This is a genomic window from Prevotella communis (assembly GCF_022024175.1).
GTDB lineage: Bacteria > Bacteroidota > Bacteroidia > Bacteroidales > Bacteroidaceae > Prevotella > Prevotella communis.
Genome location: NZ_CP091794.1, coordinates 3,306,763 through 3,330,875, shown reverse-complemented (window position 1 = coordinate 3,330,875; position 24,113 = coordinate 3,306,763). Strand labels below are relative to the sequence as shown.

Below are 24,113 nucleotides of genomic sequence, written 5' to 3'. Positions count from 1 at the left end.
GAAGCAATGTTATTTGAATCGCACAATAGTACAAATATGGAATTAAAAATTGCAATAGTAATACCGTGCTACAACAGGACGGAAACACTAAAAAAGCTGTATCATTCTTTGGTCCAGGCTAAGTATGAGCACCCCGTTGATCTTGTATTCTCTATTGATAACTCAGGAAACAATGATGTTTTACATTTGGTTGAAGGATTTCAATGGGTACACGGAGAAAAGGTGATCATTCATCACAAGGAAAATATAGGGCTTCGACGCAACATTATCAGTTGTGGTGATTTGACAAGCCAATACGATGCCGTTATAATATTGGAGGATGATTTGCTGGTGTCGCCATACTTCTTCGAGTATGCACACGCAGCATGCCAGTTCTACAAGAATGATGAGCACATTGCTGGCATCTCGTTATACAGCTATAGGCTGTGTGAAAGCCTTCGTGAGTTTAACCCAATGACATTTGGCTATGATACTTATTTCATGCAGTGGACTTCTTCATGGGGGCAGATGTGGACAAAGTCTCAATGGACCGCATTTAAAGAATGGTATGAGGAACATAGTGAAGACATATCAAATATACCAATCCCAGACTATGTCAAATCATGGACCCATAGCTGGAAAAAATATCATATAGCTTATCTGACAGATACCAATAAGTATTTTGTTTATCCCATAGAATCATATACTACAATACAACCATCATTGGGGACACACGTTTCTGAAGTAAGGTTGGATAAAGGATATATTGTCCCATTGTGTAATGGGATTCAACGGGCGTTTGTCTTTAAGAATTTTGATGAAGAGTATGCCTATGACTGCTTTTTTGAGCTAAAAAAAGTTCTTATAGACCTTAACGGTAATGATGTTTATGCAGATTTGAATCTGTATGGTGAGAAGAAGAAAGAGAATGTACATTGTGAATATTTTATATCATCAAAGCCACTGTCCCATGCCGAAATAAAGAAGCAGTGGGGGATAAGTATGATACCTCTCGAAAAAAATATCCTTAATTCTGTTGGCGGTAGTGGTCTTTATATGTATGAGTCTAATTCGTTTAGTCCTGTTTCATTGACCCCAATGGAAAAAGTGTCATTTCGAATTCAACTGTCCGAGACGGAAAGACTCAGTTATTACATACATAGACTACCTGCATTATTCAAGTAGTTTACTAAAAAAAGGTAAAGCGAAATGTTTAAATGGTTGAGACAACGTTCATTAAAGAATGATATACTCTTTCTGCTGATGGGATTCTTCGTGTTTTCATCACTTAGTTCTACTATAATGCAGGACTATCTGAATTTTCCCATCTCAATGCCTGAACTGTTATTGATTCCTTTCTTGTTTTTCTTAAGAAAGAAAATAACTACCATTCAATTTAAAAGCAGACATATTTTTTTTACAGTATTGATAATTCTAGTATTATTTTGCATAGGTTCTATATATGACGAGTTTCCAATATATGGTATGTTGTCAAGTTCCCGCTCATGGTTTTACTTGTTTGTATGCATGTTTGCTTTCTCAACGCCTAATCAAATAACAAATAATGATTTGATGTGGTTGTCATTTGGCAGTATTACTGCATGGTTAGTTGATTCGTTGATGAATTACCAAAAAGCTATAGCTGCGGCAGCTACAGGTGAGCAATATGTTACATACGGGGTGTTGCTTGCTGTCCCGATATTATGTTCTTCCTCTATCAAGAAATCAAAATATTTATTATTGCTAATTGGTGTAGCAATAATATCTGTGACCGTAGTTTTTGCGGGTGTAAGACGCTTGCTGGTTGTCTTACTTCTTTCTCTTTTAGTAGGGCTTCTTTACTCTCTTCTTAAGAAGAAAAAAAATATTGTTCCTTATACTGTTTTCAGTTTAATATTTGGAGCAATGGTGATGGCAGCGTTGCCTGTAATCAGGGACTATGTTTATGAAACATCTCCAGAGATGTATTATCGAGTTTTTGTAAGAACGGAGAATTTCTTGGAAACCGGAGATTCTGGTTCTGCAGGAGATCAATCTCGTCAAAAACATCTTAATGACTTTTTTGATAATTTTGAACAATATACGCTCCCCCGCGGAATGGTAAGCATGAAAACCAAGCAGGGACAAACTGCTGGTGAATTTAATGATTATCCAATATATCAACTTAGTTGGATTTTTGGTTGGCCAATTGCTTTCTGTTTGCTTTTTATTATAGGACTGGTTCTTGTACGTAATATGCGTAAATATAATAAAACAACGGATGAGACCTCTTTCGTATCAATAAATAGCATAACTGTAATGTTTATGTTGCTATTTCTTGAAGGAACATACATAGAGTACCCCTATGCTACTCCTATAACAGGCCTCTTATTGGGGAGAGCTTGGCTGAATTCAAAAACTCGAAGTCTAATTCAATAGAACAATGAAGGTACTTGTATTTTCTCATTTAACAGGAGGGCACCATCTCGAGTACCTCCATCATGTATATGATGTTGCAGCAATGAGTCCGGGGGATAATTTTGTTTTCTTATTACCTCAAAGTTTTATTGATGTAAGAGATAAATTCATATGGGAGCCATTATCAAATGTTTCATTTGATTACTTTGAAGATAGTAAATTTCTAGATGATCCTTCTACAATATCTCAAATGTTTTCTAATTCATATCGGATATGCAAGTATTTAGGAAGGTATTCAAAAGAAAACAAAGTTGATGTGATTTATTCTAATCACATGATTGTTTTTGTTCCTTTTGCACCAATTTTTATAAAACAAGCAAAAATTGTTGGTGTTATATATAGAATATTCCTGCATGAAATAGATGAACTTTCGTGGAAGCAGAAAACTCTTGATAGAATTAAGTATTTTATTATGAGTTGCTTTAAAGTTTATAAGCGCGTCTTAATACTAAATGATCAAGAAAGTGCAGACCAACTTAATAGTTTATATCATACAAATAAATTCTCTTTTCTTCCAGACCCATATTTGCCTTTGCGGTCAGAAAATGTAACTGATATAAGGGAGCAATATAATATAGAAAATTCAAAGACTCTTTTTGTACATTTTGGAGCAATGAATTCAAATAAGGGAACAATAGAAATATTGCTTTCTGTGAGGGAATTAACTCAGGATGAAAAAGAGAAATATACATTCTTTTTTGCGGGGAGGATAGCTGAAGATATTAGGGAAGAGTTTTACAATTTATATGAAAGGTTAAAAGACCGTGTTCAAATAGTAGTAATTGATCAATATTGTGATTATGATTTTTTTGCATCGCTATGTACGGCTTGTAACGCAATTTTAACACCATACAAAAGAACGTCCCAAAGTAGTGGTTTGATTGGCTATGCATCCCAATTTGGTAAACCTGTAATTGCACCTTCAAAAGGGCTATTAGGAAATCTGGTTGGAAAATATAAGTTAGGCCTATTGATAAATGATTGCACCCCTCAGAGTTTGATATCGGCTTATAAGAAGGTTGAAAATAGTCAATTTGTGTCGCCAAGCAAGAGGTATTGTGATGATAATAGTATAGAATCGTTCAAAGAACATATTTTGAAGAACATTAATGCATAGTATTTGATTATGATAATAACAAAAACTCCTTTTAGAATGTCATTTTTTGGTGGTGGAACGGATATGCCATCGTTCTTTAACGAACATGGCGGGGCTGTCATTTCTACGACATTTGACAAGTATTGCTATGTCAATGTAAGACATATGCCTCCATTTCACCCTTATATATCAGAACTTGTGCATAACAGATTTGAGCGGGTGAATGATTTAGAGGAGATAGAACATCCTTTGATTCGTGAATGTATGCGCCTGCATGATATCCATGAGATACGTCTCACCTACGAGGGCGACTTGCCTGCAAGAACAGGATTAGGCACAAGCAGTACTTTTGCCGTTGGTATGCTGAATGCTTTTTGTGCGCTAAAAGGCAAGATGATGAGTAAACGCCAGCTGGCTCAGGAAGCCATCCATGTAGAACGCGATATCTTGCAGGAACATGGTGGCTGGCAGGATCAGGTGGCTGCAGCATATGGTGGCTTGAACCGTATTGATTTCAAGGATGGGGATTTCTCAGTACATCCAATAGTTATTTCACCAGAAAGGAAAAAGGAACTTGACGAGAATCTTCTTCTTTTTTATACCGGAATTCAACGGTTCTCATCAGAAATACAAGCAGATACATTTGCTAAACCAGTTGACAAAACTCAGCAGCTAAAGGATATGCTTGCTTTGGTTGACGAAGCAGAAGGTGTTCTCTGTGATAAGAATACTTCTCTGAATGAATTCGGTAAACTTCTAGATACCACATGGAAACTAAAGAGAGGGACAGGAGCAAAAGTTAGTAACGGTTCTATTGATGAGCTATATAGTAATGCTATTGAAGCCGGTGCTTTAGGAGGGAAACTTCTTGGTGCTGGAGGTGGGGGCTTCCTTTTGTTCTATTGCGAGAAAGAGAAACAAGAAAACTTGAAAAAGACAATGGAAAAACTGATGATAGTGCCATTCAATTTCGAAAATGGAGGGACTCATGTCCTTTATTATGCGCCTCAAAGCTATTCTCCGCGCAAAGAAATCATTTTGAAATAAGCATCATGGAAGAGCAGTTAAATATTCTTATTGAAAGGTATCCCAAACTTGCTGTATGTAAAAAGGATATCGAGAAAGCATACAGGATTCTAGAATCTGCTTATTTAAACGGTAGAAAACTACTTGTTTGTGGTAATGGAGGCTCAGCGTCAGACTCAGAACATATTGTGGGTGAGTTGATGAAAGAGTTTAAACTTAAACGTAAAGTATATAGCGACCATGCTGCTGCTCTGAAAGCCATTGATCCTGAGCTAGGTCAGGTATTAGCAGATAATTTACAAGGTGCATTACCTGCCATTTGTCTTACTGGTCATTCCTCTTTGACAACAGCATTTATGAATGATGCTAATGCTGATTTGGTGTTTGCTCAGCAAGTAAACGGCTATGGAAAGCCAGGGGATGTGTTCTTGGGTATTTCCACTTCCGGTAATAGCAAGAATGTGCTTTATGCTGCTGTGAATGCCAAGGCTAAAGGGTTGAAGGTGATTGGCTTAACAGGTGCTAAAGAAAGCAAACTGATGAAGTATGCGGATGTGTGTATTCGTGTACCTGAGACGGAAACTTATAAGATACAGGAGTATCACCTGCCGGTGTATCATTGCTTGTGCTTGATGTTAGAAGAGAAATTCTTTGGAGAAAAATGAAAGTAGTAATAATGGCTGGCGGACGAGGAACCCGCATTGCTGAACTTTTTCCCGATATTCCTAAACCGCTGATTCCTGTGGATGGGATGCCTATTCTTGAAAGGGAGGTTAGGTCGCTGGCGGCACAGGGCTTCAAGGACATCATACTGACCGTAGGCTATCTGGCAGATAAGATTATCGCTTATTTTGGTGATGGCAGTCAGTTGGGGGTAAAGATTGAGTATTTCGTAGAGGAAACACCTCTGGGGAATGCTGGTGCATTATTCCAATTGAAAGAGAAGATGGGTGAGGAGCCTTTCTTCCTGCTGAATGCCGATGCAGCCTTCGATGTGGATTTCAACCGGATGCTCGACTTTCATAAAAAGCATGGAGGTTTGGTTACGCTTTTCACACATCCCAATTCGCATCCATACGATAGCGGACTGGTTATTGCCGGCAACGACGGAAAGGTTGAGAAATGGCTGAGCAAGGAGGATGAACGTCCGCAATGGTACAATAACAGGGTGAATGCAGGACTCCATGTGATCGACCCGAAAGTTCTGGAACTGAGTCTGAAGAATCTGGAGATCGACCCATTGACAGGTTATCCCAAGGGTAAGGTCGATTTGGACCGACAGATTTTGAAGCCGTTGTGCGGAACTGGAAAGATGTTCTGTTATGACAGTCCGGAATATGTGAAGGATATGGGTACACCGGAACGCTTCCATCAGGTGGAAGCGGATTATAAGAATGGTGTTGTTCAGGCAAAGAATCTGCATAACAGGCAGAAGGCAATCTTCCTGGATCGTGATGGTACTATCAATAAATATGTCGGCTTCCTTCGCAATATCGACGATTTCGAACTGATTGATGGCGTATCGGAAGCCATTAAAAAGATTAACCAGAGTGGCTATTTGGCTATTGTTGTGACCAATCAGCCTGTGATTGCCCGCGGTGAAGTGACATGGGACGAGCTGCATGAGATACACAGGAAGATGGAAACGCTTCTTGGCAAGGATGGTGCCTATATTGATGGTATCTATATCTGTCCTCATCATCCTGACAAGGGCTTTGAAGGCGAGCGTCCAGAATATAAATTCGATTGTGACTGCAGAAAGCCTAAGCCTGGATTGCTTTTGCAAGCAGCACGAGATTTTAATATTAACTTGGCACAATCTATAATGATAGGTGATAGTGAAAATGATATGTTATCTGGTGAAAACGCTGGCTGTAAAAAAACTGTTTTAGTGGGCCGGAATAACAAATCTCTATTAGATGTCGTTAAATTGATTTTAGAATGAAAATAGCTATTTTAGATATCACAAGTCGTAATGCGGCTCAGTATAATCCAGCTTTATGTAAGGCACTGTCTGATATAAATAAAGAGGGAGGAGTGACGTTAGTTGCGCCAAAACTGCATGGAGTAGCAAATGGCTTTAAATTTAAGAAGCTCTTAACAATAGTCCCTGATAAGTGGGCCGGTGGCGAAGACAGAATTAAGAGAGTGGTGAGGGCCATCGAAGTTGTCTTAAACTATCTCTTTGTATTCTTTTACCTGGTATTTAAACGCCCTGATGTACTGCATATACAATGGCTACCTTTTGTTGAGTTCATGGGCGGTGAAAAATATTACCTCATGCTTTTAAAAAAGTTTGTACCCAAACTTAAAATTTTCTATACAGCACATAATATTTATCCTCATAGGCTATCTGGTGGTAGAAAAGAGGCATACATCCATAGGTTTATATCATTGGACAAATATATAGATGGCTATTTAGTACATCTCATTAGCGCAAAGGAAGAATTATCTGGTGAATTCAATATACCCCAGTCAAAAATCTTTGTGGCATATCATGGAATCTATGTAGCAGAGAACTATTTACCATCTGAGCATTCTTTTTCTGATGGAGTTAAGCGGGTTATTATGTATGGCTTTCAAAATAAATATAAAGGTGCTGATATATTAATCGATGCAATATGTTTACTACCAGAAGAATATAAGAAGAAAATTAGTGCGAAAATTGTAGGACTTGCGACAGATAAAGATTTGTATTCTTCTTGCCAGGAAAAAGCTAAAGCCCTTAATGTTGAATGGATAAATGACTTTGTTTCTGACGAAACGTTGTATGATGCCATAGGTAAGTCTGATTTGATTTTGTTGCCATATCGAAAAATTTCACAAAGTGGCGTACTATTGCTTGCCTTATCTTTTCACAAACCCATATTAACTTCTGACTTACCTTCTTTTAAAGAAACATTGGAGGGATATCCTGATGAGTACTTTTTTAAATCAGAGAACCCTCAATCTCTCTCTGATTTACTTAAGAAATTTATAGATGGTGAGATTAATTTAGATGTTCAAATGAAGGTAATTGATAATCTTAATGAAAAGTATTCTTGGCATAATACTGCGCTGAACACAATTAACGCATATCGGACAATTTCATAAAAAATAGGTGTAAAAAGATTGCGAATATGTATTCATTATCTCGATCTCGTTATATTTACTTACTCGTATTCTTTACTATATTTGTTTGTGAGTCCTATTCTAAAGAAATACTGAATCCTTTAGATTATGGTATTGACAAGGCAAAGAATGATGTTGAACGATACTACATTCTTTTGCAATGTCATCAAGACGCAGTAAATTATGGGAAGTCGATAAGTTATAAAGGAATTAACGACATACATATAGAAATACCATCGGATGCCGTTTCCATACCGCTTTCTAAAACGGTGGATTTCTGTAACGTGAATCTTTATGTTCGGAACACGACCAAGGAAATTGCCCTGTTCGCGCTAAAAAGTGAACTGAATAATCTTGCATCTGTAGATGGTCAAGATATTGATGATGCTAACTTTACAAAATACCCTGAGTTAAATAGGGGAACTTATCTGCTAGTGATTGAAGACGGTACACCATGGGTGAAGAATCGCAAAGGGTATGATTACGGGGCTTCTAGACGTGATATTGTTGTTGTCGTTGACGGAAAAGGAAATAATAAACCAACAGCTAGTTATAATACAATAGCATCAAAACCAATCGGGAAATATTGCGCGGTTAGGAAGGGGGAGCAAAAAGTTAAAAATCTTCATTTTTATAGGACGAGTGACTCTAACGAAAAGACATATTTATGTAATATTCAGAATCAGTATAATGTTAGATTAGAAAATATCACTATTACAACTCCTGACAATGACGTAATGTTTGGAGATGGTATCATAGGGATTCGTAATTGTGTGCGTGTAACATTAAATAATATCAGAATTGATGGAACTTATTCTCAACTAAACAAATTCGGTTATGGCGTGGCCATGAATAATATTCACGACCTTAAGGTCAATAGAATGGTGGCGACGGCCAAATGGGGGGTGTTTGGTACTAATAATATGAATAAGGTGAACTTGAAAGATTGTGACATCAATCGCTTTGATATTCATTGTTATGGGAAAAATGTATCATTTGAGCGATGTACATTTGGAAATTTATATAACCAATTTAGTTCTGTCTATGGGACAATTAAGTTCTCACATTGTAAGTTTCTGGATTTTATTCCCATACTTTTAGAACCGTCTTATAACGCATATACGGGTTTTGATATAGTAATAAAAGATTGTGAGTGGCATGTCAAAGAATGGCATACATATTTGATACAGGCGGGAAATCCGTTTGACGGAGAAAACCAGCGTCCTGAATTACGTAAGAAATGCTGGCCCAATGTTTCAATCAATAAATTGAAAATATGGGGTAGTGATAATCTGAATACAATTTTCATCTATAAAATTCCTACCTCTGAAAATATGGCTAATATAGGATATGTTAATCATATAAGTATTAAAAATATTAAGAGGATGGATTTATACGAGGATGTGCCACTAATAAAATTATCAAATGGCTTAGTAGAATTTGAGAATAAACCAAAAATGGAAATAAAATAATGGCTAACGATTTAGTGTCTATTATAATGCCGACATATAAATGTGGGCGTTTTATAGAGGAAAGTATTAAAAGCGTTCAGACTCAGACCTATCAGAACTGGGAACTTATAGTTGTTGACGACTGCTCTGGAGATGGAACAGTAGATAAGGTTCTGAATATTGAGAAAGCTGATGACAGAATAAGTATATATCAAAACTCGTCTAATAGCGGAGCTGCGGTTACTCGCAATACTGCTCTGAGAAATGCAAAAGGAAGGTGGATTGCATTCTTAGATAGTGATGACCTATGGGAGCCTACTAAACTTGAAAAACAGATCAAGTTTATGGAAGAAAACGAGTATGCATTCTCCTATCACGAGTATGTGGAGATAGACGAACAAGACAATTTGCTTGGTGTGCACGTGAGTGGCAAGAAACATGTGGGTAAATTTGATATGTATGCCTGCTGCTGGCCAGGATGCTTGTCTGTGATGTACGATGCCTCGAAGATAGGCTTGATTCAGATTAACGACATCAAGAAGAATAATGATACGGCGATGTGGTTGAAGGTGATACGGAAAGCTGATTGTTACCTTTTGCCAGAATGTCTTGGCAAGTACCGTCGTCGTGCTAATTCAATTACCCCCAAACCTCTGTGGAAACGTATTTGGGCTCATTATCCGTTGTTCCGTGTTGCAGAAGAGATGAATCCTATTGCTGCCACTTTCTGGGTTATCATGAATGTGTTTGGGAATGCTTACAAGAAGATGAGGTACGTTAAGACGTACCAACCTTCATGAGATCCCTCGGGAACAAGCGGCAAAGCCGAGTGAACGATGGCTTTGATGATACGATGAGAGATTATACAATTGACGCATTCTTCGCACTGGTAAGGGCTGGACTGTGGGAGAATACTTCGGTTCATGATTCATGGTTCATGATTCATGGTTCTGAAAAAATGGACTGGCAGGAGGTTTATCGACTCGCTATCGAACAATCAGTTCTTGGACTTGTTCTTGACGGATTGGAACACTCTGAAGTGAAACCACCTCAGGCTCTTTTGCTACAGTGGATCGGTGAGGTCCAGATAATTGAGCAACGTAATAAGGCGATGAATCAGTTTATTGCTGATTTGGTTGCGAAGATGCGAGAATCTGACATCTATACTTTGCTAGTAAAAGGACAGGGAATAGCACAATGTTATGAAAAACCTCAATGGAGAACGCCTGGTGATATAGACTTCTTTCTAAGTGATGAGAATTATCAGAAAGCGAAAATATTTCTTCTTCCCTTATCTTCGGATAATAAGCCTGAAAGACTGTATTCGAAGGAAATGGGTATGAGCATAGCTCCATGGTATGTAGAAATCCATGGTACTCTGCGTACTGGATTATCAACTCGTATTGATAAAGCCATTGATTCGGTACAAGGAGATGTTTTCTACGGTGGTAGTGTTCGCTCATGGGTAAATGGTAAGACGCAAATCTTTCTGCCAGCACCAGATAATGATGTGTTTTTCGTTTTTACACACTTCATTAAACATTTCTATAAAGAGGGTGGAGTTTCAATTAGACAGTTATGCGACTGGTGCAGATTACTGTGGACTTACAAGAACTCTCTGAATCACGAATTATTGGAATCTCGAATACGCAAAGCAGGACTGATGTCAGAATGGAAGTCATTTGCAGCCTTGGCCGTTGAGTATCTTGGTATGCCTATCGAAGCGATGCCGCTTCTCGATGTAAGAAGTGAGAAGGAAGATGGCAGATGTGAGATTGATGCTGAACTTAGAAAGAAAGCGGAACAGATAGTGATCTTTATTCTTAAAGGGGGTAGGTGGCAAAGATTTAAGGATACGTTTAGAGTCGGATCCATATTTCCTCTGAATACTTTAAGGTTCTTATCAGGAATTATACTTGGCGTGAATTGGTTAAAGATTAAAGAAAGAATCTTTAAACGTTAACCTTAACGATAACCAATGAAAATCATAGATAATAATCTTCTTGATAAAGTTTCCGCACAGGCAAAACAGTCTGATAGGTTGAGGATGAATCACAACTTTCATCAGAGTCTTGATGAGAAGTGCCATCGATTTTTGAATGCCGTGGAGCCAGGAACGAAGGTGGAGATACATCGCCATCCGACGAAAGACGAGTCGTTCGTGCTACTTCGCGGCAAGGTTCGCGTTAATACCTACAATGATGATGGTACTGTGATGGAGAGTGTAATTCTTTGCCCAGAGGAAGGACTCTATGGAGTAGATATCCCCAAGAACGTCTGGCATAATGTGGAAAGCTTGGAGTCTGGGAGTGTATTCTTTGAATGCAAGGAAGGTCCCTTCGTGCCGCATGAAGTGGAAGGGGTGAAGAAACCGCAATGATAACAATAAGGTCAAACACATGGTATAAATTAACAAAAACAATAATAAACATATTAAATAAAGTGCTTGCAACACTATGAGATTAACCAAATAGAAGAATTATGAACATGAAACTTAGGAATATTCCTTTCTCTCCGCCAGATATGACGGAGGCAGAGGCAAAAGAGGTGCGTGAGGCAATTCTCTCGGGTTGGATTACTACTGGTCCTCGTACGAAGAAGTTGGAAAGTCTAATCTCGGAATATGTGCACACGGACAAGACGGTGTGTCTGAACTCGGCAACGGCAGCACTGGAGATGGTGCTGCACCTGCTGGATATTCAGCCGGATGATGAGGTGATAGTGCCTGCATATACCTATACTGCTACGGCATCAGTAACACAGCATGTGGGCTGCAAACTGGTGCTGGTGGACAGTCAGAAGGACAATGTGGAGATGGACTACGACAAGTTGGCTGCTGCTATTACGGAGAAGACAAAGGTGATTGCACCTGTGGATCTGGGTGGTATTGTGGCTGACTATGACCGCGTGTTTGAGATTGTGGAGGCAAAGAAGGGGCTGTTTAAGCCTAACAATGCTTTGCAGGCAAAGATTGGTCGCATCGTGGTATCGGCAGACTGCGCGCACTCGTTCGGCGCTTGGAAGAAGGTCACACAGATATCACAGAAAACACAGAAAGGGTCTTCTGACAAGCAGAAGACGATGGCGGGTGCCATTGCGGACTTTAGCTCGTTCAGTTTCCATGCGGTGAAGAACTTTACTACTGCTGAAGGTGGTGCACTCACTTGGAACTTGCCGTTTGGCAATGAACAAGTTCCGGTTCAAGGTTCAAAGTTCAATGTTCAAGGTTTGGACTATCTTCCAAACGTGCCTAAGAAGAAAGGGGAAACTTGGAATGAGTTGTTGTATCGTATTTCTCAGTTGTTCTCACTGCATGGACAGAATAAGGATGCGCTGGCAAAGACTAAGCTGGGAGCATGGGAGTACGACATCATTGGCCCTTGGTATAAGTGTAACATGACGGACATCATGGCTGCAATGGGACTGGTGCAAATGGAACGCTATGATAGTATGCTGAAACGTCGCCAGGAGATTGTGGCTAAGTATAATGAGGCGTTGAAGGATCTGCCTGTGGCAGTTCTGAATCATAAGGATGCTGACCATTGCAGCTCACATCATTTGTATCTGGTGCGCTTACTTGGCAAGACTCGTGAGGATGCCAATAAGGTGATAGAGCAGATGGCAGAGCGTGGCATTGCCTGCAACGTGCACTACAAGCCGCTGCCTATGATGACTGCATACAAGGCTCTGGGATTTGACATCAAGGATTATCCTAATGCTTATCATCTGTTTGAGAACGAGATTACATTGCCCTTGCATACGCGCCTGACGGATGAGGATGTTGAGTATGTGATTACTAACTTCGTAGATATTTTGAAGAATTCGTGAAAAGAGCGTTTGATATAATTGCGAGTGGACTGGGACTGATTGTACTCAGTCCGCTCTTTTTGGTTTTAGCTATTTGGATTAAGCTGGATAGCAAGGGCCCCGTGTTCTATCGCCAGGTAAGAGTCGGCTTTAAGAATAAGGACTTCCGCATCTTTAAGTTCCGCTCTATGAGAGTAGGGGCTGACAAAGGTAGTTTGGTGACTATTGGTGGTCATGACCCCCGTGTAACAAAGAGTGGATACTTTATTCGTAAGTTCAAGTTCGATGAACTGCCGCAGCTCATTAATGTGTTCCTTGGAGATATGAGCTTGGTTGGCCCAAGACCAGAAGTTCGTCACTATGTAGATTACTGGACGCCCGAGCAAATGCACGTGCTGGACGTGCGCCCGGGCATCACAGACCCAGCAAGTATCAAGTTCCGTAACGAGAACGAGCTGATGGAGAAAGCAGAAGACCCCGAGAAGTACTACATTGAGGTGATTATGCAGGAGAAGATTAAGCTGTATCTGGAATATGTAGAGAAGCATTCCTTTCTGTATGATATCGGTTTGATATTTAAGACCTTCTTCGTGATCGTTCATGAAAGATAAGTACTCAGGCGAACAAAGCTCGGAGTTGGGTGATTAATTACTGAAAGATGATAAAATCAATTTTTAAAAATATTTGGGCGTTCTGCTCATACCTCTTCTGGCCCCGCTGGAGATAGGTAAGTAAAAGGTCGATGCATTTAATGCACCGACCTTTTTATATTCTAAATGCTGCTTTTATTAGATCGTACCGATCCTTCAGTTCCAGATTGGTATATCTGAATACGGCATCAGAGCCAGCATGGTGCAAGCCCGCCGCATAATAGTTGATTTGCACCTTGTTCAGCATGTCAATGTGTGTCTTGCGGGCCAGTTTTGATGTCGCCACCTCCCAGATGGGCTTATACATGTTGTCGCCCGTTTCTGGGTTATACAATGTGACGCGACGATTGATACCACATTCTCTCAGCAACTCTCGTAGCATCTTGTTGTATCGCTGCTTGCCATAGTGGGGATTGGCACCCATCAGTTGCAGTTGCGTGCGGTTTATGATTTCCATCGCAGGTTCTATCAGCGGTGTTATCACCTCGGCATTGATTGTTTGCATCTTTGCGGTCTTTGATGGCATGTAATGCACATAGGGGATACCATCCTCCGACATTGCAACCTTGTCCATCGTTAGCCTCAGCAAATCACTGATACGACAACCGATACAACAATTAAGCACAAACAGGTCTTTCACCCACTGCAGTCTCTCGGGAATGGCTGTCATCATTATTTGCTTGAGTTCATTGGCTCGCAAATAGATGGGCGCATCATACATCACATGCATCATCACCCGCCGCTTCTCCATCGATATTTTGTGGAACGGATTGCAGTGAATCTCATCGGTGCTCTCCAATTCAGTGAAGAAGGCCTGTAGTAATTTAAGATCATGTACTACAGTGGTATCGCGCAGCCGCTTCCTGGGATATCGATTGCCTGGCCTCTGCGGATAAAGATGCGGATACAGCGACACATACTTGTACTCATCATAGATGAACTGTCGGAATTGCAGAACCTGCTCAGTTGTAAACTCCGATGCAGCAATTGACGACAGGTCATTGATAATGAGGAATCGGTGCAATTTCTCGGCTTTGCCCAACGCAATGGCATACCGGCCATCACCCATCACTCCATCGCGATGCGATTCATTAATAAAACGTAAAAGACGAGGATAAATCCATTCTGTGTTCTTTCTAATGTGAAAGGCACGAAAACATCTGTTGAAAATAGTTGTTACTGACATCATAGCTTTCTTTTGAACGAAGAATCGTCGGATTTATTGCACCGGTATTAAACGAGCAAAGGCTCCTGCTTGTCGTCGCAGGAGCCTTTGCTCGTTTCTTATTTTAATATATCCTCAGGACCCATTGGCTCGTAGGTGCCATCCTTCATTTCCAGGATGACGGTTCCACTCTCCAACGCTCTCACCGTGTGCCATTGACCTGCCGGTATATTCAATGCCACAACAGGACCATTCGGAGAGAGTTCGATAGCGTCGGTACATATCCTTTCAAGTTCGTCATAATATTCCTCGACTAATCGACCTCGAAGACAGACAACGGTCTCTGAAGTCTTCTGATGCCGATGAATGGGAACCTCACTCCCTGGCTCGATGGCATTCAGCATTCTCTGCGACGTGTCATCATTGCCATTCCTTAAATCTAAGTTCATCCTAAGTCTTGGACTCCCTTTCGCCTTAGCAGTCAATCCGTCCAATATTGCTTGTGATATCTTGTCAACCATAACCTTTCAATTATCAATTTTCAATTAGAGCGTAGCGATCTAAGGTACTCTTCATGCAGATAGTAATACTTTTTTTTGAACAGTACATACGCCACAGCTAGCACCAGGATAGCACATATGAAATACATCCAATGAGCCGCAGGCGTATTCGGAATCAGATAGATAAATCCCAAACTCACCACCAGTTGCATCGCCATATATAGCAGAGTCACCTTCACATGACCTATCTTCAGCTCATTTGCCATCAACTGGAACGCATGCTTGCGGTGCGCTTCCCCCAGGTTCTCGTGCAACATGATACGATGGATAATCGTCAGACAGCCATCCACACCATATACCAGCAACAAAATCAAGTAAGTCACGTCACCCGTCTGCACAATCAGTTTACCGATGGCAAACAACATGATGAACGCGATACCTATTGACCCCACATCCCCGGCAAAACACTTCGCCTTACCCTTTGGACGGAAGTTAAAGAGGCAGAACACCAGCACGCCAATAATCGCCACAATCAGATAACTTGGCTCTATAAACCCAGTCACATCTTCCATCTGACCTCTTACATCTAATATCATCAGAGGACCCAATACCGCGAGCGCATACCCCGCCGTGATCCCATTGATACCATCCATGAAGTTGATGATGTTCGTTGCCCCGACAAATACAATCAATGCCGCGATACCGATTAATACCAACCAGTACCATTCCAGAGCCATCAACTCCGATCCCTGAATCATGCCCCATGCAGCCAATCCCATAGCAAGGAACTGCGCCACCAGCCTTATCCTGTCAGGCAACGACTTCACATCATCCCAGAAACTCACCCCTGCAATCAGAATCAATCCAACCATGAATGGCAGATAATCATGAACCGTTAACCATTCACCATGAACCATTTGCAATATCAACCACACTATCATTGATATTGCAAATATAATTCCTCCACCCCTCAACACTATCGTCGAGTGGCTCGACCTCTCATTCGGCTTATCAATGATGTTACACTTGTCTGCAACCTTAAAATACACCAACTCAAGTATGAGTAATACTACAAAAATAATCGTATAAGTAACCCACATATATTATATCTTTTTCTTTTTACATCAATATTTGAGAACCACCGGGACGGGTTCCTGTTTCATCACATGCGATAAATCATGCTTTTACTGATTCCTGTCAATCTCTCCAATTGACGCAATGATGCTCTTTTACCCTTCAATTCTATTAATACAGACTTCTTTATATCTGCTGGTAATTGCTGGAATGCGCTGCTATTCGTCGCACCTGTCATTTCCTTTATAAGTAAATAAATCCCTGCATTCTTTTAGTCACTGCGCTTTGTAAAAGCGGCAAAGCCGAGCGATAGCCGTCCCTTGTCAAGGGACTCTAAACCTCAAAAATGTTCTGGTGATTTATACCACGCATCATCACATGATATATACCAGTTCCTGATGCTTGTCTCGCCTGCCTTGGCATTGCTCAACTATTGATTATTACTGACTTAGTTCTTCTGTGAAACATACCCGTCCCCCCGTTTCCCATTTTCATTCCCCTCTCATTGCACTCCTTATTCCATTGAACATGATATAAGGAAAGAATCTTAACGAAACCAACGGGAATATCCGCACATGTCTTATTACATCACCACACCTGCACCCCATCGAGCACACTTTTCGTATCAGATAAGGGTATTTCTCAAAATAGCTCATATCCCTATTATGTCCCATATTTCCGACCTCCATGATAAACGCACATAGCTTATCGGCCTTTCGCTTCCATTTCTTATCAGACGAATACATAGGCATTGCCTCCGATGGCATTCCAAGGTAATCTACAGCGAAAGCAGCAAAAGCTTTCCACTCAGTCATCAATCCCATCTTTCGAACCCGTGATTCCAGCAATCCGTAATTAAGTGATTCCTTATATGTCCATAGCAACCTACACCAGTCACAAATCTGCCGAAGCCCAATTCCTCCTTTATAGAAATGACCTAAGAAGTGAGTAAACACATATACCGCATCTTCATCTGCTGACGGTAGGAACACTTGTGTTTTCCCATTCTGCCATGAGCGCACCTTTCCTTCGTAGAAGATAACATTCTTAATATCCTGCAAACATCTATCAATACGGGTTGACAATCCACAATTCAAAGATCCATGTAGCTCCACATTTAAACCGTCAATTATCATTCCAATGTGTTTTGTTGCAATAACCTCTTTTTCAACAAAAGATGCAAGTGGCAATAAAAAACTTTTTGCAGTCTCATAGTTATCATCACTCAAAAATAAATCCACATCGCCACAAGCTCGCCATTGGGGGCGTTCATAACATTGTGCAATTCCTTGTCCTTTGACAAGCAATGTATAAATATCAGAGGCTCTCAACTTGGAAATCAGCTCACCTATGAAAGTATTCATGGCCAGATTTCGTTGTTCCATTTGGAGAGTCTGGCCTACAAACTGTAAGACTATGGCCTGAGGCGCTTTCATATCTACCATATGCTCTAAACCCGCAGCCACCAAACCTAATACCGCTTGCTCCTCGGACAAGCGGTATATTTCTTCAAAATATATGTCCTTAAACTGCGAGAGCCGAACATCACATTCCCAAAGTCCAGCTTTCAATAATGCGAGAAAAATATCTATTGTTTGTCTCCCACACACAGTTTCACTCATTCCCCAAAAACATTTTATATCTTGCCCAACAAACAAACTGACGTAACTTTCCACTTGGTCAGCAACCATACCAGCAGCCATGATATAGCCAAGGCACAAATAAAGGATATTACTATAACCATCGTCTCCGAAAGATTAAGCTCTCGAATAATTGCAATGATTTTGCTCATCATAATCAAGTGAGTTGCGTAAATACCAAGGGACACGACTCCTATTCTCACAAATGGCAGGTTCCATTTACTCTCTTTACTTATCAAGTTCGGTGCTATTGCTAACATTACATAAATAGCCAATGTAGCTGTTAAATATCGATAAGCATAGATGAATATAGTTTCAGGCACAAGGTTGCCTTTTAAGAAAAAAGGCAATTCATGCATCTGCCAGAACCAACCTAGCACCATCCAAACTATAGTTAAAGGGATTATGACATAACGATTTGATGTAAAAAACCTATCATAATACTTATGCATATAATACCCTAAAGAGTAAAAGAGAAAATAAAAGGCAATCAATTGAAGTCCAAATAGAGATATTTTAAAGAGTGCCATCAAGATGGCAAGCAATATACAAAGGATCAACACAACCACTTCTGACTTAACTCTAAATTTCCTTGAAGACCAATCAGAAAAAAGGAATAACACATTGATGAAGAACAGTACCCACAGAAACCACAAACCATTATCAGGGTATAGCAGATATTTTACCATGCTTTGCAAGTTAAGACAATTTATGACTGTCAATAACACGATTGTCCAAAGCCCAAATGGTATTACCAATTGTCGAAATCGTCTATATACCTTATTCCAAGAAATACCCCCCCCAACAACACCATTATTTCGATAAGCAAGAAAGCCGCTAATAGCCACAAATGCTGGCATATGGAAAGAATAAATCAAAGACCACAAATGACAAGATTCACTCCCATTTCCCACGGTATACTGGATTGCATGCCCCAAAACGACTAAGATAATTAGCCATCCTTTTAAAGAGTCTGCCCAAATTAATCTTTTTGCTGTCATAATAGAATGGTTTATTTAAAGCTATCCAATGTCACTTTCAATCCTTCTCGTGCATCAACAGGCATTTTCTCAACGCCAAGAGCAGCTTTGATTTTGGCATTGGAAGAGATATAGTTTTCTGTCAACTTGCGCAGTCTTTCAGAATTCAATGGTAGATGCAGTGCCCCCCCAATCTTAGCAACTCTGTTCATCAAACCCTTAGGCAACTTCCATATATGAGCTTTTTTACCTAGCGACTTACAGATTTCCTCAATCAGTTCATTGGTGCTGAGTGCTTCATCATCGCCCATGTTGTAAATGCCAGTGGGCACATCCTTAGCTAACAAGCCATTGATGACAAAAGATAGGTTATCTATAGAAGTAAAAGTTCTGCGATTCTCAAATGCACCTAACGGCCAGGGTATTCCCTTTTTCACCACACCATATAGCAAGTTTAGATTACCCTTGTTACCTGGCCCATGAATCATACATGGGCGCAGGATATATACCTGCTTCGTAGGAGTTTCAGGTTTCAAGTTCCAAGTTTCAAGTGTATCCAAGATGTAGCGCTCTGCCGCAATTTTTGATTCGCCATAAGGGCCTACAGGTGCGGGCACAATATCCTCTGTCAATACACCATCCACCTTGTCTGCTGCAGCCTTGGCAGTACTGAAGAAAACAAACTTCTTAATGCTATCATGCGCCAAGAAATAATCGAATATCTTCTGTGTCAGCCCAGTATTAACTTTAAAATACACATCTGACACCGTTTGATTCTTCGTATCATGTGCCTTACCTGCCAAATGAATGATTGCATCCACATCAGGAATACCTCCCTCGACGTCTAAGTAATCCCAAGAGAAAGTATTTCGAATTCCTTCTTTGGTTGGTGACACGATGTCAAGGCCGTATATAGTATGCTCTGTTGAGAGCGCTTTCACGAGATTAGAACCAACGAATCCATGGACTCCAGTAATAAGTATTTTCATTGTAATTCCTATCTATTATATCGTTACCATATCAATTTGTTCTTGGGTTAATTTTGTCAGACATCTTATACATAAGCTGCCTGATGAATGATGGCATGCAAGCTCTTACCAACGGATAACATACACCGACGTATGCTATCAACGGGCATTTGCACCGCCATGATCCTTTTAATCCAACCTTTGCCCTCCACCATCCAACTTTAATATTATTTCTGTCAACACTATCATTAAAGAAGCGATAATAGAGTAATGGCTCATCTATGTTTTTACATTTCAATCCATTTTCCACACATCTAAACCACAATTCATAATCATCTTGGCGTGGACCAGAATTAGGATTATAACTACCTACACGAAGCAATGAGGACTTTTTAAATGAAACTGTAGGATGGATAAACGGGCACGTCCATACATTACGATAAATTTCATCTTGTGTTGTTGGGGCTATCATACCTTTGACCTCAGTACCTACCTCATCTATCATTGTCGAGAAAGAACCAACAATTTCTAATTCTGGTTGTTTCTCATATACTTTCAAGATACGTTCAAACCTATTGACATAGCAAATGTCATCAGTATCCATTCTGAAGACAATTTCATATTTGCACTTTTCCAATCCAATGTTTAGAGCAGCACTTAGCCCTCTATTCTTATCCTGAGGATAAACATCCAAGGTTGGATATTTAATAGAAAAATCGTTCACAATATCTTGCAATTCCTTCCCTATTGGACCATCTATCACAAGAACAACCTGACTAGGCTCAATAGTTTGAGTAAATATGCTTTCCAATGACATCCTTAGATAATTAGGATTTTCCTTATGGTACAGCGACATCAGAACTGAAAAATCGTTTTTCATTTTATGTTTATACTTTTATCCATTCCTTCATCGGAATAGGATTCGTTATTTTTTTGTTAATCCAGTTTTGGGGAGCTATAACCATACTATCTTCTCTTTGATTTAGATAAGCCCCCCACCAACTGAAGCTACTGTTTGCTATGATATTAAATTTACAGCCACTCATTAATACCATATCTTTGTAGCTATCCGAGCCTTTATTCCAGTCAATTCTATGGAAATGTTCATTATCTACAAGATCTGCAAGATTATCTACACACCATTGGAAATCGTTCGAAAAAAAATAAAAATGCACGTCATCACCTTCTCTCTCCTTTACTATTTGAATGGCATTTCGATAATAGTCCTTGCTACAAGTATTTTTATAATGCTTTGATTTTAGATAATCACCTCTTCTTACATGTACACTACAACTATTTGTACTCTTTAAGGCACCTAACGTTTTTCCATTTTTTTCATCCAGATCATCTTTTAAGGAAAATTCTCTAATTATCAACTCGCGAAACTTATTAAAATATTCCCAATGCTGCCAATAGCCGTCATAAATCACATCGCCAGATACTGCCAAAGCATCAGGATAATACTTTCCATATTCCTTTTCTTTGAATTCGTGTTTCATTGCTGGCAGGCAATAGTGGATTATACGTGATAGCCGATAGCTTTCCGTATACCAAGCAAATTGTTTTATTTGATCCTTATTAGCTCTGTTTGCTGTAATATTAAAAACTTTCCCCAATTCGAAACCATTATGAAGGCTATAAGTTGAATAAAGACTTGTATCCATCAAGACTTCTTTTCCAGTAGTTTCTCGTATTGCTATCAGCATTGCATATTGAAAAAGTTGGTTACCCAGCCCTCCATAAAATTTAACTATTTTCATGAATTCAAATTAAAAGTTTCCACCCAATTCTTTTCACGCACACCTATGATTCTAGCGGGAGAGCCTGCAATTAAAACATTACTTTCAGCAATGGATTTTGTAACCACAGCATTTGCACCTATCCAAACATTATCTGCTATACTCACGTCACCACATATAACTGCACCAGAACCTATAAATACATTATTACCAATTATTGGACATTTGCCGTTCACTTGTCCAATAACTACGTTATTATTAATCTGACAGAAGGCACCGATACGAGATTGAGGGTGTATTATGACAGAACCAAAATGCGGTATATATATCCCTGGCCCAAAAACATCCTCTGGAATATAAAAACCTAGGGCTCGTGACCTATGTAAGCAAATCACAGAGAGGAAATAACCAAAAATACTTTTAGCTCCTCCCTGCCTTTTATAATACGTAGCTTTACGTAGTAAACGAATATATTCAAAGCAATAAGATGGCCAAAATAGTCTTTTAACTTCTTGAATAAACCCTAATTTAACACCCGCTACATGCGCATCGCAACGTATTTTTTCCTCAAGAGTCTTTCTGTTTTTCATTTATTTAATTACTGGATTAATCGATATCTTTAGAAACCAACAAACTCCCCTTATCGCTATATAAAAAGCTTGTTTAATTCTCCCATAAATTGTACGGTCTCTTCCCTTATTAAAATATGAATCAACCTTAGTTTTGTCGCGAATGAGGATTTTGGGAGCGAAGGGCAAATTAGCTCCTTCAGGAAAAGCATAAGCAGGACTTACAGTAGAACAGGCGTGCTCTGACAAATACTTGTTTAATTGAGACTCGTCATGGAATATAGCAATTATTCCATTATCCAAATCTTTATGTATATTATCTGAACATGTTTTGATTAATTTTAAATAATCAGACGTTTTACCACCGTTTAAACTACCCATATAATATCGGTACTCATTCTTAAAAGGTGGTATGTATGCGGTCGATTTTAATCTCCTTTCGTAAGGGTATAGAAAGGCTGGCTTATTATAATAACCAGGATGCGTAACAGCCATTAAACCACTAGCAGTTGGCAAGAATTCCTCACCAACATAATCAACAAAAAGCATATTTGCATTGAAGAAAAAGCAATAATCATACTTCTCTAATTCTTCCTTTACGGATAAAAACATGTCAAATCTCATCAATGAATCCATTGGGAACCCTTGACAATCTTTATGATGAAGGTGTACTTTGGGTGAGTCTGTGATAGAATAATCATCCGTAAACACTATATATTCAATGTTCGCGATATTTTTCAGAAAGTATTTTTCGCATGATTCATAAAAATCTTTGAAAAACTGATTATACCTCCCTGTGCAAATAAATAGTATAGCAATATTCATTTATCCAAAATATTTAAAGCGTTTAACAACTGTGATGTTACCTTCTCATTAGAAAAATTAAGCTCTGCAACTTTTCGTCCATTATCACCTATCTGAATTGCATTATCGTCAGAAAGCGACTTGTCTAATTGGACTGCTATATCATTAATGCTGTCAGGTTTTGCAAGATATGCAGAAATTTCGTTATTTAAGAATAAAGGAATATCCCCAACACTCGTTACGACAACAGGATTCCCTGTACATAAATACTCGCCTAACTTTGTTGGGAAGCCATATTTTGCTTGACGGCTCTGCGGTCTTGCCAAGGCCAAAACGGTTGCATTCACCAACTTTTGAGGAAGTTTATCTGAGTTCACCATTCCTGTAAACACAACTTTATTATCAATGCCAAGTTTCTTCGCCAATGTCTCATTGTCACAATCCGAACGTTTCGGTCCCATAATATACAAACTATGACGAGGATACTTGGAGCTAATCATGGCAAAAGCTTCTATTAACTGATTAACACCATCCTTATTATTATCCGCAGCTCCACAATAACCTATATATGGTTCTACTGGCTGCTTCCTGAGGCCCTCAAAGCGAGAAGGATCTACAAGCATATTAACTATATGGACTTTATTCTCGGCAATACCACATTTCACCAATAACTCTTTTAATGATGTTGAAATACAAAGGATTCCTGTGAGTTTATGAAATCGCTTATATAGCTTCCGTAGATCATCAGACGAGTTTTCGTCTATTTCAAAACCAGGCATATGAATAGAAGGATGCTCGTTCAACTCATAGTATACTTCAAAGCCTTTCATTTTTGCTACAGCCAGAACTATATTTAGAAGCATAACGCTATAGGAGTAAAGAAGCACTTTATCCTCTTTTTTTAAATGAAACAGCATTAGTATTACGAAGCGTAAAGTATCAAGGCCTTTTATAAGATGAGCCATTAAACTACTGCTTGACTTCATCGTAGATTCCCCTATATAGCGGTAAGTATATCCATCTATGTACCCTCGAGCCTCTACGTTTCCCATTGGCCTGTCTGGGTCCTCGAGACGATTTAAACAAAGAACTTGGCA

General features: G+C 39.5%; 24 protein-coding genes. 13 read left to right on the top strand and 11 right to left on the bottom strand.

Annotation, left to right across the window (positions count from 1 at the left end; genetic code table 11):
- Nucleotides 1-36: 36 nt before the first annotated feature.
- From L6466_RS13405 to L6466_RS13340, 13 genes are all read left to right on the top strand, one after another.
- Nucleotides 37-1,164, top strand: coding sequence for a glycosyltransferase family 2 protein (locus L6466_RS13405; RefSeq protein WP_237802564.1), 1,128 nt, complete (start codon nucleotides 37-39; stop codon nucleotides 1,162-1,164).
- Between the two features lie 147 nt (nucleotides 1,165-1,311).
- Nucleotides 1,312-2,397, top strand: a complete 1,086-nt coding sequence (locus L6466_RS13400) for a hypothetical protein (protein WP_237802565.1) — start codon at nucleotides 1,312-1,314, stop codon at nucleotides 2,395-2,397.
- 4 nt (nucleotides 2,398-2,401) lie between these two features.
- Nucleotides 2,402-3,553, top strand: coding sequence for a glycosyltransferase (locus L6466_RS13395; RefSeq protein ID WP_237802566.1), 1,152 nt, complete (start codon nucleotides 2,402-2,404; stop codon nucleotides 3,551-3,553).
- Between the two features lie 9 nt (nucleotides 3,554-3,562).
- Nucleotides 3,563-4,579, top strand: a complete 1,017-nt coding sequence (locus tag L6466_RS13390; protein ID WP_237802567.1) for a GHMP family kinase ATP-binding protein — start codon at nucleotides 3,563-3,565, stop codon at nucleotides 4,577-4,579.
- Nucleotides 4,580-4,584: 5 nt separating this feature from the next.
- Nucleotides 4,585-5,223, top strand: a complete 639-nt coding sequence (locus tag L6466_RS13385; RefSeq protein ID WP_237802568.1) for a D-sedoheptulose-7-phosphate isomerase — start codon at nucleotides 4,585-4,587, stop codon at nucleotides 5,221-5,223.
- Entirely contained in the window at nucleotides 5,220-6,503 is a 1,284-nt protein-coding gene (gene gmhB, locus L6466_RS13380) for a D-glycero-beta-D-manno-heptose 1,7-bisphosphate 7-phosphatase (protein WP_237802569.1), read from the top strand. Before L6466_RS13385 ends, gmhB begins: the two co-directional genes overlap by 4 nt.
- A complete protein-coding gene (locus L6466_RS13375) occupies nucleotides 6,500-7,651 on the top strand; it encodes a glycosyltransferase (protein WP_237802570.1) in 1,152 nt (383 codons plus the stop codon). Before gmhB ends, L6466_RS13375 begins: the two co-directional genes overlap by 4 nt.
- A gap of 26 nt (nucleotides 7,652-7,677) precedes the next feature.
- Nucleotides 7,678-9,141, top strand: coding sequence for a hypothetical protein (locus L6466_RS13370; protein ID WP_237802571.1), 1,464 nt, complete (start codon nucleotides 7,678-7,680; stop codon nucleotides 9,139-9,141).
- A complete protein-coding gene (locus L6466_RS14260) occupies nucleotides 9,141-9,920 on the top strand; it encodes a glycosyltransferase family 2 protein (protein WP_348535386.1) in 780 nt (259 codons plus the stop codon). The genes L6466_RS13370 and L6466_RS14260 overlap by 1 nt, the downstream gene beginning before the upstream one ends.
- 53 nt (nucleotides 9,921-9,973) lie before the next feature.
- Nucleotides 9,974-11,083: a nucleotidyltransferase family protein gene (locus L6466_RS13355; protein ID WP_237802572.1), complete on the top strand. Its 1,110-nt coding sequence runs from the start codon at nucleotides 9,974-9,976 to the stop codon at nucleotides 11,081-11,083.
- 15 nt (nucleotides 11,084-11,098) lie between these two features.
- Entirely contained in the window at nucleotides 11,099-11,500 is a 402-nt protein-coding gene (locus L6466_RS13350) for a WbuC family cupin fold metalloprotein (protein ID WP_237802573.1), read from the top strand.
- A gap of 101 nt (nucleotides 11,501-11,601) precedes the next feature.
- A complete protein-coding gene (locus tag L6466_RS13345; protein ID WP_237802574.1) occupies nucleotides 11,602-12,948 on the top strand; it encodes a DegT/DnrJ/EryC1/StrS family aminotransferase in 1,347 nt (448 codons plus the stop codon).
- A complete protein-coding gene (locus tag L6466_RS13340) occupies nucleotides 12,945-13,538 on the top strand; it encodes a sugar transferase (RefSeq protein ID WP_237802575.1) in 594 nt (197 codons plus the stop codon). Before L6466_RS13345 ends, L6466_RS13340 begins: the two co-directional genes overlap by 4 nt.
- Before the next feature lie 154 nt (nucleotides 13,539-13,692).
- Here the strand turns inward: L6466_RS13340 and L6466_RS13335 are convergent, their stop codons facing one another.
- The 11 genes from L6466_RS13335 to L6466_RS13285 form a co-directional block, all read right to left on the bottom strand.
- Nucleotides 13,693-14,766: a site-specific integrase gene (locus L6466_RS13335; protein WP_237802576.1), complete on the bottom strand. Its 1,074-nt coding sequence runs from the start codon at nucleotides 14,764-14,766 to the stop codon at nucleotides 13,693-13,695.
- Between the two features lie 95 nt (nucleotides 14,767-14,861).
- Complete coding sequence (locus L6466_RS13330) at nucleotides 14,862-15,263, bottom strand: WbuC family cupin fold metalloprotein (RefSeq protein WP_255779992.1); 402 nt, start codon at nucleotides 15,261-15,263, stop codon at nucleotides 14,862-14,864.
- 20 nt (nucleotides 15,264-15,283) lie between these two features.
- Nucleotides 15,284-16,342 carry an MraY family glycosyltransferase gene (locus tag L6466_RS13325; RefSeq protein ID WP_237802578.1) on the bottom strand — a complete coding sequence of 353 codons (1,059 nt, stop codon included), beginning with the start codon at nucleotides 16,340-16,342 and terminating at the stop codon, nucleotides 15,284-15,286.
- Between the two features lie 465 nt (nucleotides 16,343-16,807).
- Entirely contained in the window at nucleotides 16,808-18,019 is a 1,212-nt protein-coding gene (locus tag L6466_RS13320) for a nucleotidyltransferase family protein (RefSeq protein WP_237802579.1), read from the bottom strand.
- Nucleotides 17,953-18,957, bottom strand: coding sequence for an acyltransferase family protein (locus tag L6466_RS13315; protein WP_237802580.1), 1,005 nt, complete (start codon nucleotides 18,955-18,957; stop codon nucleotides 17,953-17,955). Before L6466_RS13315 ends, L6466_RS13320 begins: the two co-directional genes overlap by 67 nt.
- An 11-nt stretch (nucleotides 18,958-18,968) precedes the next feature.
- Entirely contained in the window at nucleotides 18,969-19,925 is a 957-nt protein-coding gene (locus L6466_RS13310) for an NAD-dependent epimerase/dehydratase family protein (protein WP_237802581.1), read from the bottom strand.
- A 31-nt stretch (nucleotides 19,926-19,956) separates the two neighbouring features.
- Nucleotides 19,957-20,784, bottom strand: coding sequence for a glycosyltransferase (locus tag L6466_RS13305; protein WP_237802582.1), 828 nt, complete (start codon nucleotides 20,782-20,784; stop codon nucleotides 19,957-19,959).
- Nucleotides 20,785-20,791: 7 nt separating this feature from the next.
- Complete coding sequence (locus tag L6466_RS13300; RefSeq protein WP_237802583.1) at nucleotides 20,792-21,664, bottom strand: alpha-1,2-fucosyltransferase; 873 nt, start codon at nucleotides 21,662-21,664, stop codon at nucleotides 20,792-20,794.
- Nucleotides 21,661-22,233, bottom strand: a complete 573-nt coding sequence (locus L6466_RS13295; protein ID WP_237802584.1) for a serine O-acetyltransferase — start codon at nucleotides 22,231-22,233, stop codon at nucleotides 21,661-21,663. Before L6466_RS13295 ends, L6466_RS13300 begins: the two co-directional genes overlap by 4 nt.
- Entirely contained in the window at nucleotides 22,234-23,037 is an 804-nt protein-coding gene (locus tag L6466_RS13290; protein ID WP_237802585.1) for a family 6 glucosyltransferase, read from the bottom strand.
- On the bottom strand, nucleotides 23,034-24,068 hold the full coding sequence (locus L6466_RS13285) for a glycosyltransferase (protein ID WP_237802586.1): 1,035 nt from the start codon (nucleotides 24,066-24,068) through the stop codon (nucleotides 23,034-23,036). The genes L6466_RS13290 and L6466_RS13285 overlap by 4 nt, the downstream gene beginning before the upstream one ends.
- Nucleotides 24,069-24,113 lie beyond the last annotated feature (45 nt).

Excerpts from the sequence above, each read along its gene's own strand:
- L6466_RS13390 (WP_237802567.1), top strand. The coding sequence starts at position 3,563 with ATGATAATAACAAAAACTCCTTTTAGAATGTCATTTTTTGGTGGTGGA.
- L6466_RS13375 (WP_237802570.1), top strand. The coding sequence starts at position 6,500 with ATGAAAATAGCTATTTTAGATATCACAAGTCGTAATGCGGCTCAGTAT.
- L6466_RS13395 (WP_237802566.1), top strand. The coding sequence starts at position 2,402 with ATGAAGGTACTTGTATTTTCTCATTTAACAGGAGGGCACCATCTCGAG.
- L6466_RS13325 (WP_237802578.1), bottom strand. The coding sequence starts at position 16,342 with ATGTGGGTTACTTATACGATTATTTTTGTAGTATTACTCATACTTGAG.
- L6466_RS13405 (WP_237802564.1), top strand. The coding sequence starts at position 37 with ATGGAATTAAAAATTGCAATAGTAATACCGTGCTACAACAGGACGGAA.
- L6466_RS14260 (WP_348535386.1), top strand. The coding sequence starts at position 9,141 with ATGGCTAACGATTTAGTGTCTATTATAATGCCGACATATAAATGTGGG.
- L6466_RS13315 (WP_237802580.1), bottom strand. The coding sequence starts at position 18,957 with ATGACAGCAAAAAGATTAATTTGGGCAGACTCTTTAAAAGGATGGCTA.
- L6466_RS13335 (WP_237802576.1), bottom strand. The coding sequence starts at position 14,766 with ATGATGTCAGTAACAACTATTTTCAACAGATGTTTTCGTGCCTTTCAC.
- L6466_RS13370 (WP_237802571.1), top strand. The coding sequence starts at position 7,678 with ATGTATTCATTATCTCGATCTCGTTATATTTACTTACTCGTATTCTTT.
- L6466_RS13285 (WP_237802586.1), bottom strand. The coding sequence starts at position 24,068 with ATGGGAAACGTAGAGGCTCGAGGGTACATAGATGGATATACTTACCGC.
- L6466_RS13295 (WP_237802584.1), bottom strand. The coding sequence starts at position 22,233 with ATGAAAAACAGAAAGACTCTTGAGGAAAAAATACGTTGCGATGCGCAT.
- L6466_RS13355 (WP_237802572.1), top strand. The coding sequence starts at position 9,974 with ATGAGAGATTATACAATTGACGCATTCTTCGCACTGGTAAGGGCTGGA.
- L6466_RS13320 (WP_237802579.1), bottom strand. The coding sequence starts at position 18,019 with ATGGCTGCTGGTATGGTTGCTGACCAAGTGGAAAGTTACGTCAGTTTG.
- L6466_RS13385 (WP_237802568.1), top strand. The coding sequence starts at position 4,585 with ATGGAAGAGCAGTTAAATATTCTTATTGAAAGGTATCCCAAACTTGCT.
- L6466_RS13305 (WP_237802582.1), bottom strand. The coding sequence starts at position 20,784 with ATGAAAAACGATTTTTCAGTTCTGATGTCGCTGTACCATAAGGAAAAT.
- L6466_RS13310 (WP_237802581.1), bottom strand. The coding sequence starts at position 19,925 with ATGAAAATACTTATTACTGGAGTCCATGGATTCGTTGGTTCTAATCTC.
- L6466_RS13345 (WP_237802574.1), top strand. The coding sequence starts at position 11,602 with ATGAACATGAAACTTAGGAATATTCCTTTCTCTCCGCCAGATATGACG.
- L6466_RS13400 (WP_237802565.1), top strand. The coding sequence starts at position 1,312 with ATGCCTGAACTGTTATTGATTCCTTTCTTGTTTTTCTTAAGAAAGAAA.
- L6466_RS13300 (WP_237802583.1), bottom strand. The coding sequence starts at position 21,664 with ATGAAAATAGTTAAATTTTATGGAGGGCTGGGTAACCAACTTTTTCAA.
- L6466_RS13350 (WP_237802573.1), top strand. The coding sequence starts at position 11,099 with ATGAAAATCATAGATAATAATCTTCTTGATAAAGTTTCCGCACAGGCA.
- L6466_RS13290 (WP_237802585.1), bottom strand. The coding sequence starts at position 23,037 with ATGAATATTGCTATACTATTTATTTGCACAGGGAGGTATAATCAGTTT.
- L6466_RS13330 (WP_255779992.1), bottom strand. The coding sequence starts at position 15,263 with ATGGTTGACAAGATATCACAAGCAATATTGGACGGATTGACTGCTAAG.
- gmhB (WP_237802569.1), top strand. The coding sequence starts at position 5,220 with ATGAAAGTAGTAATAATGGCTGGCGGACGAGGAACCCGCATTGCTGAA.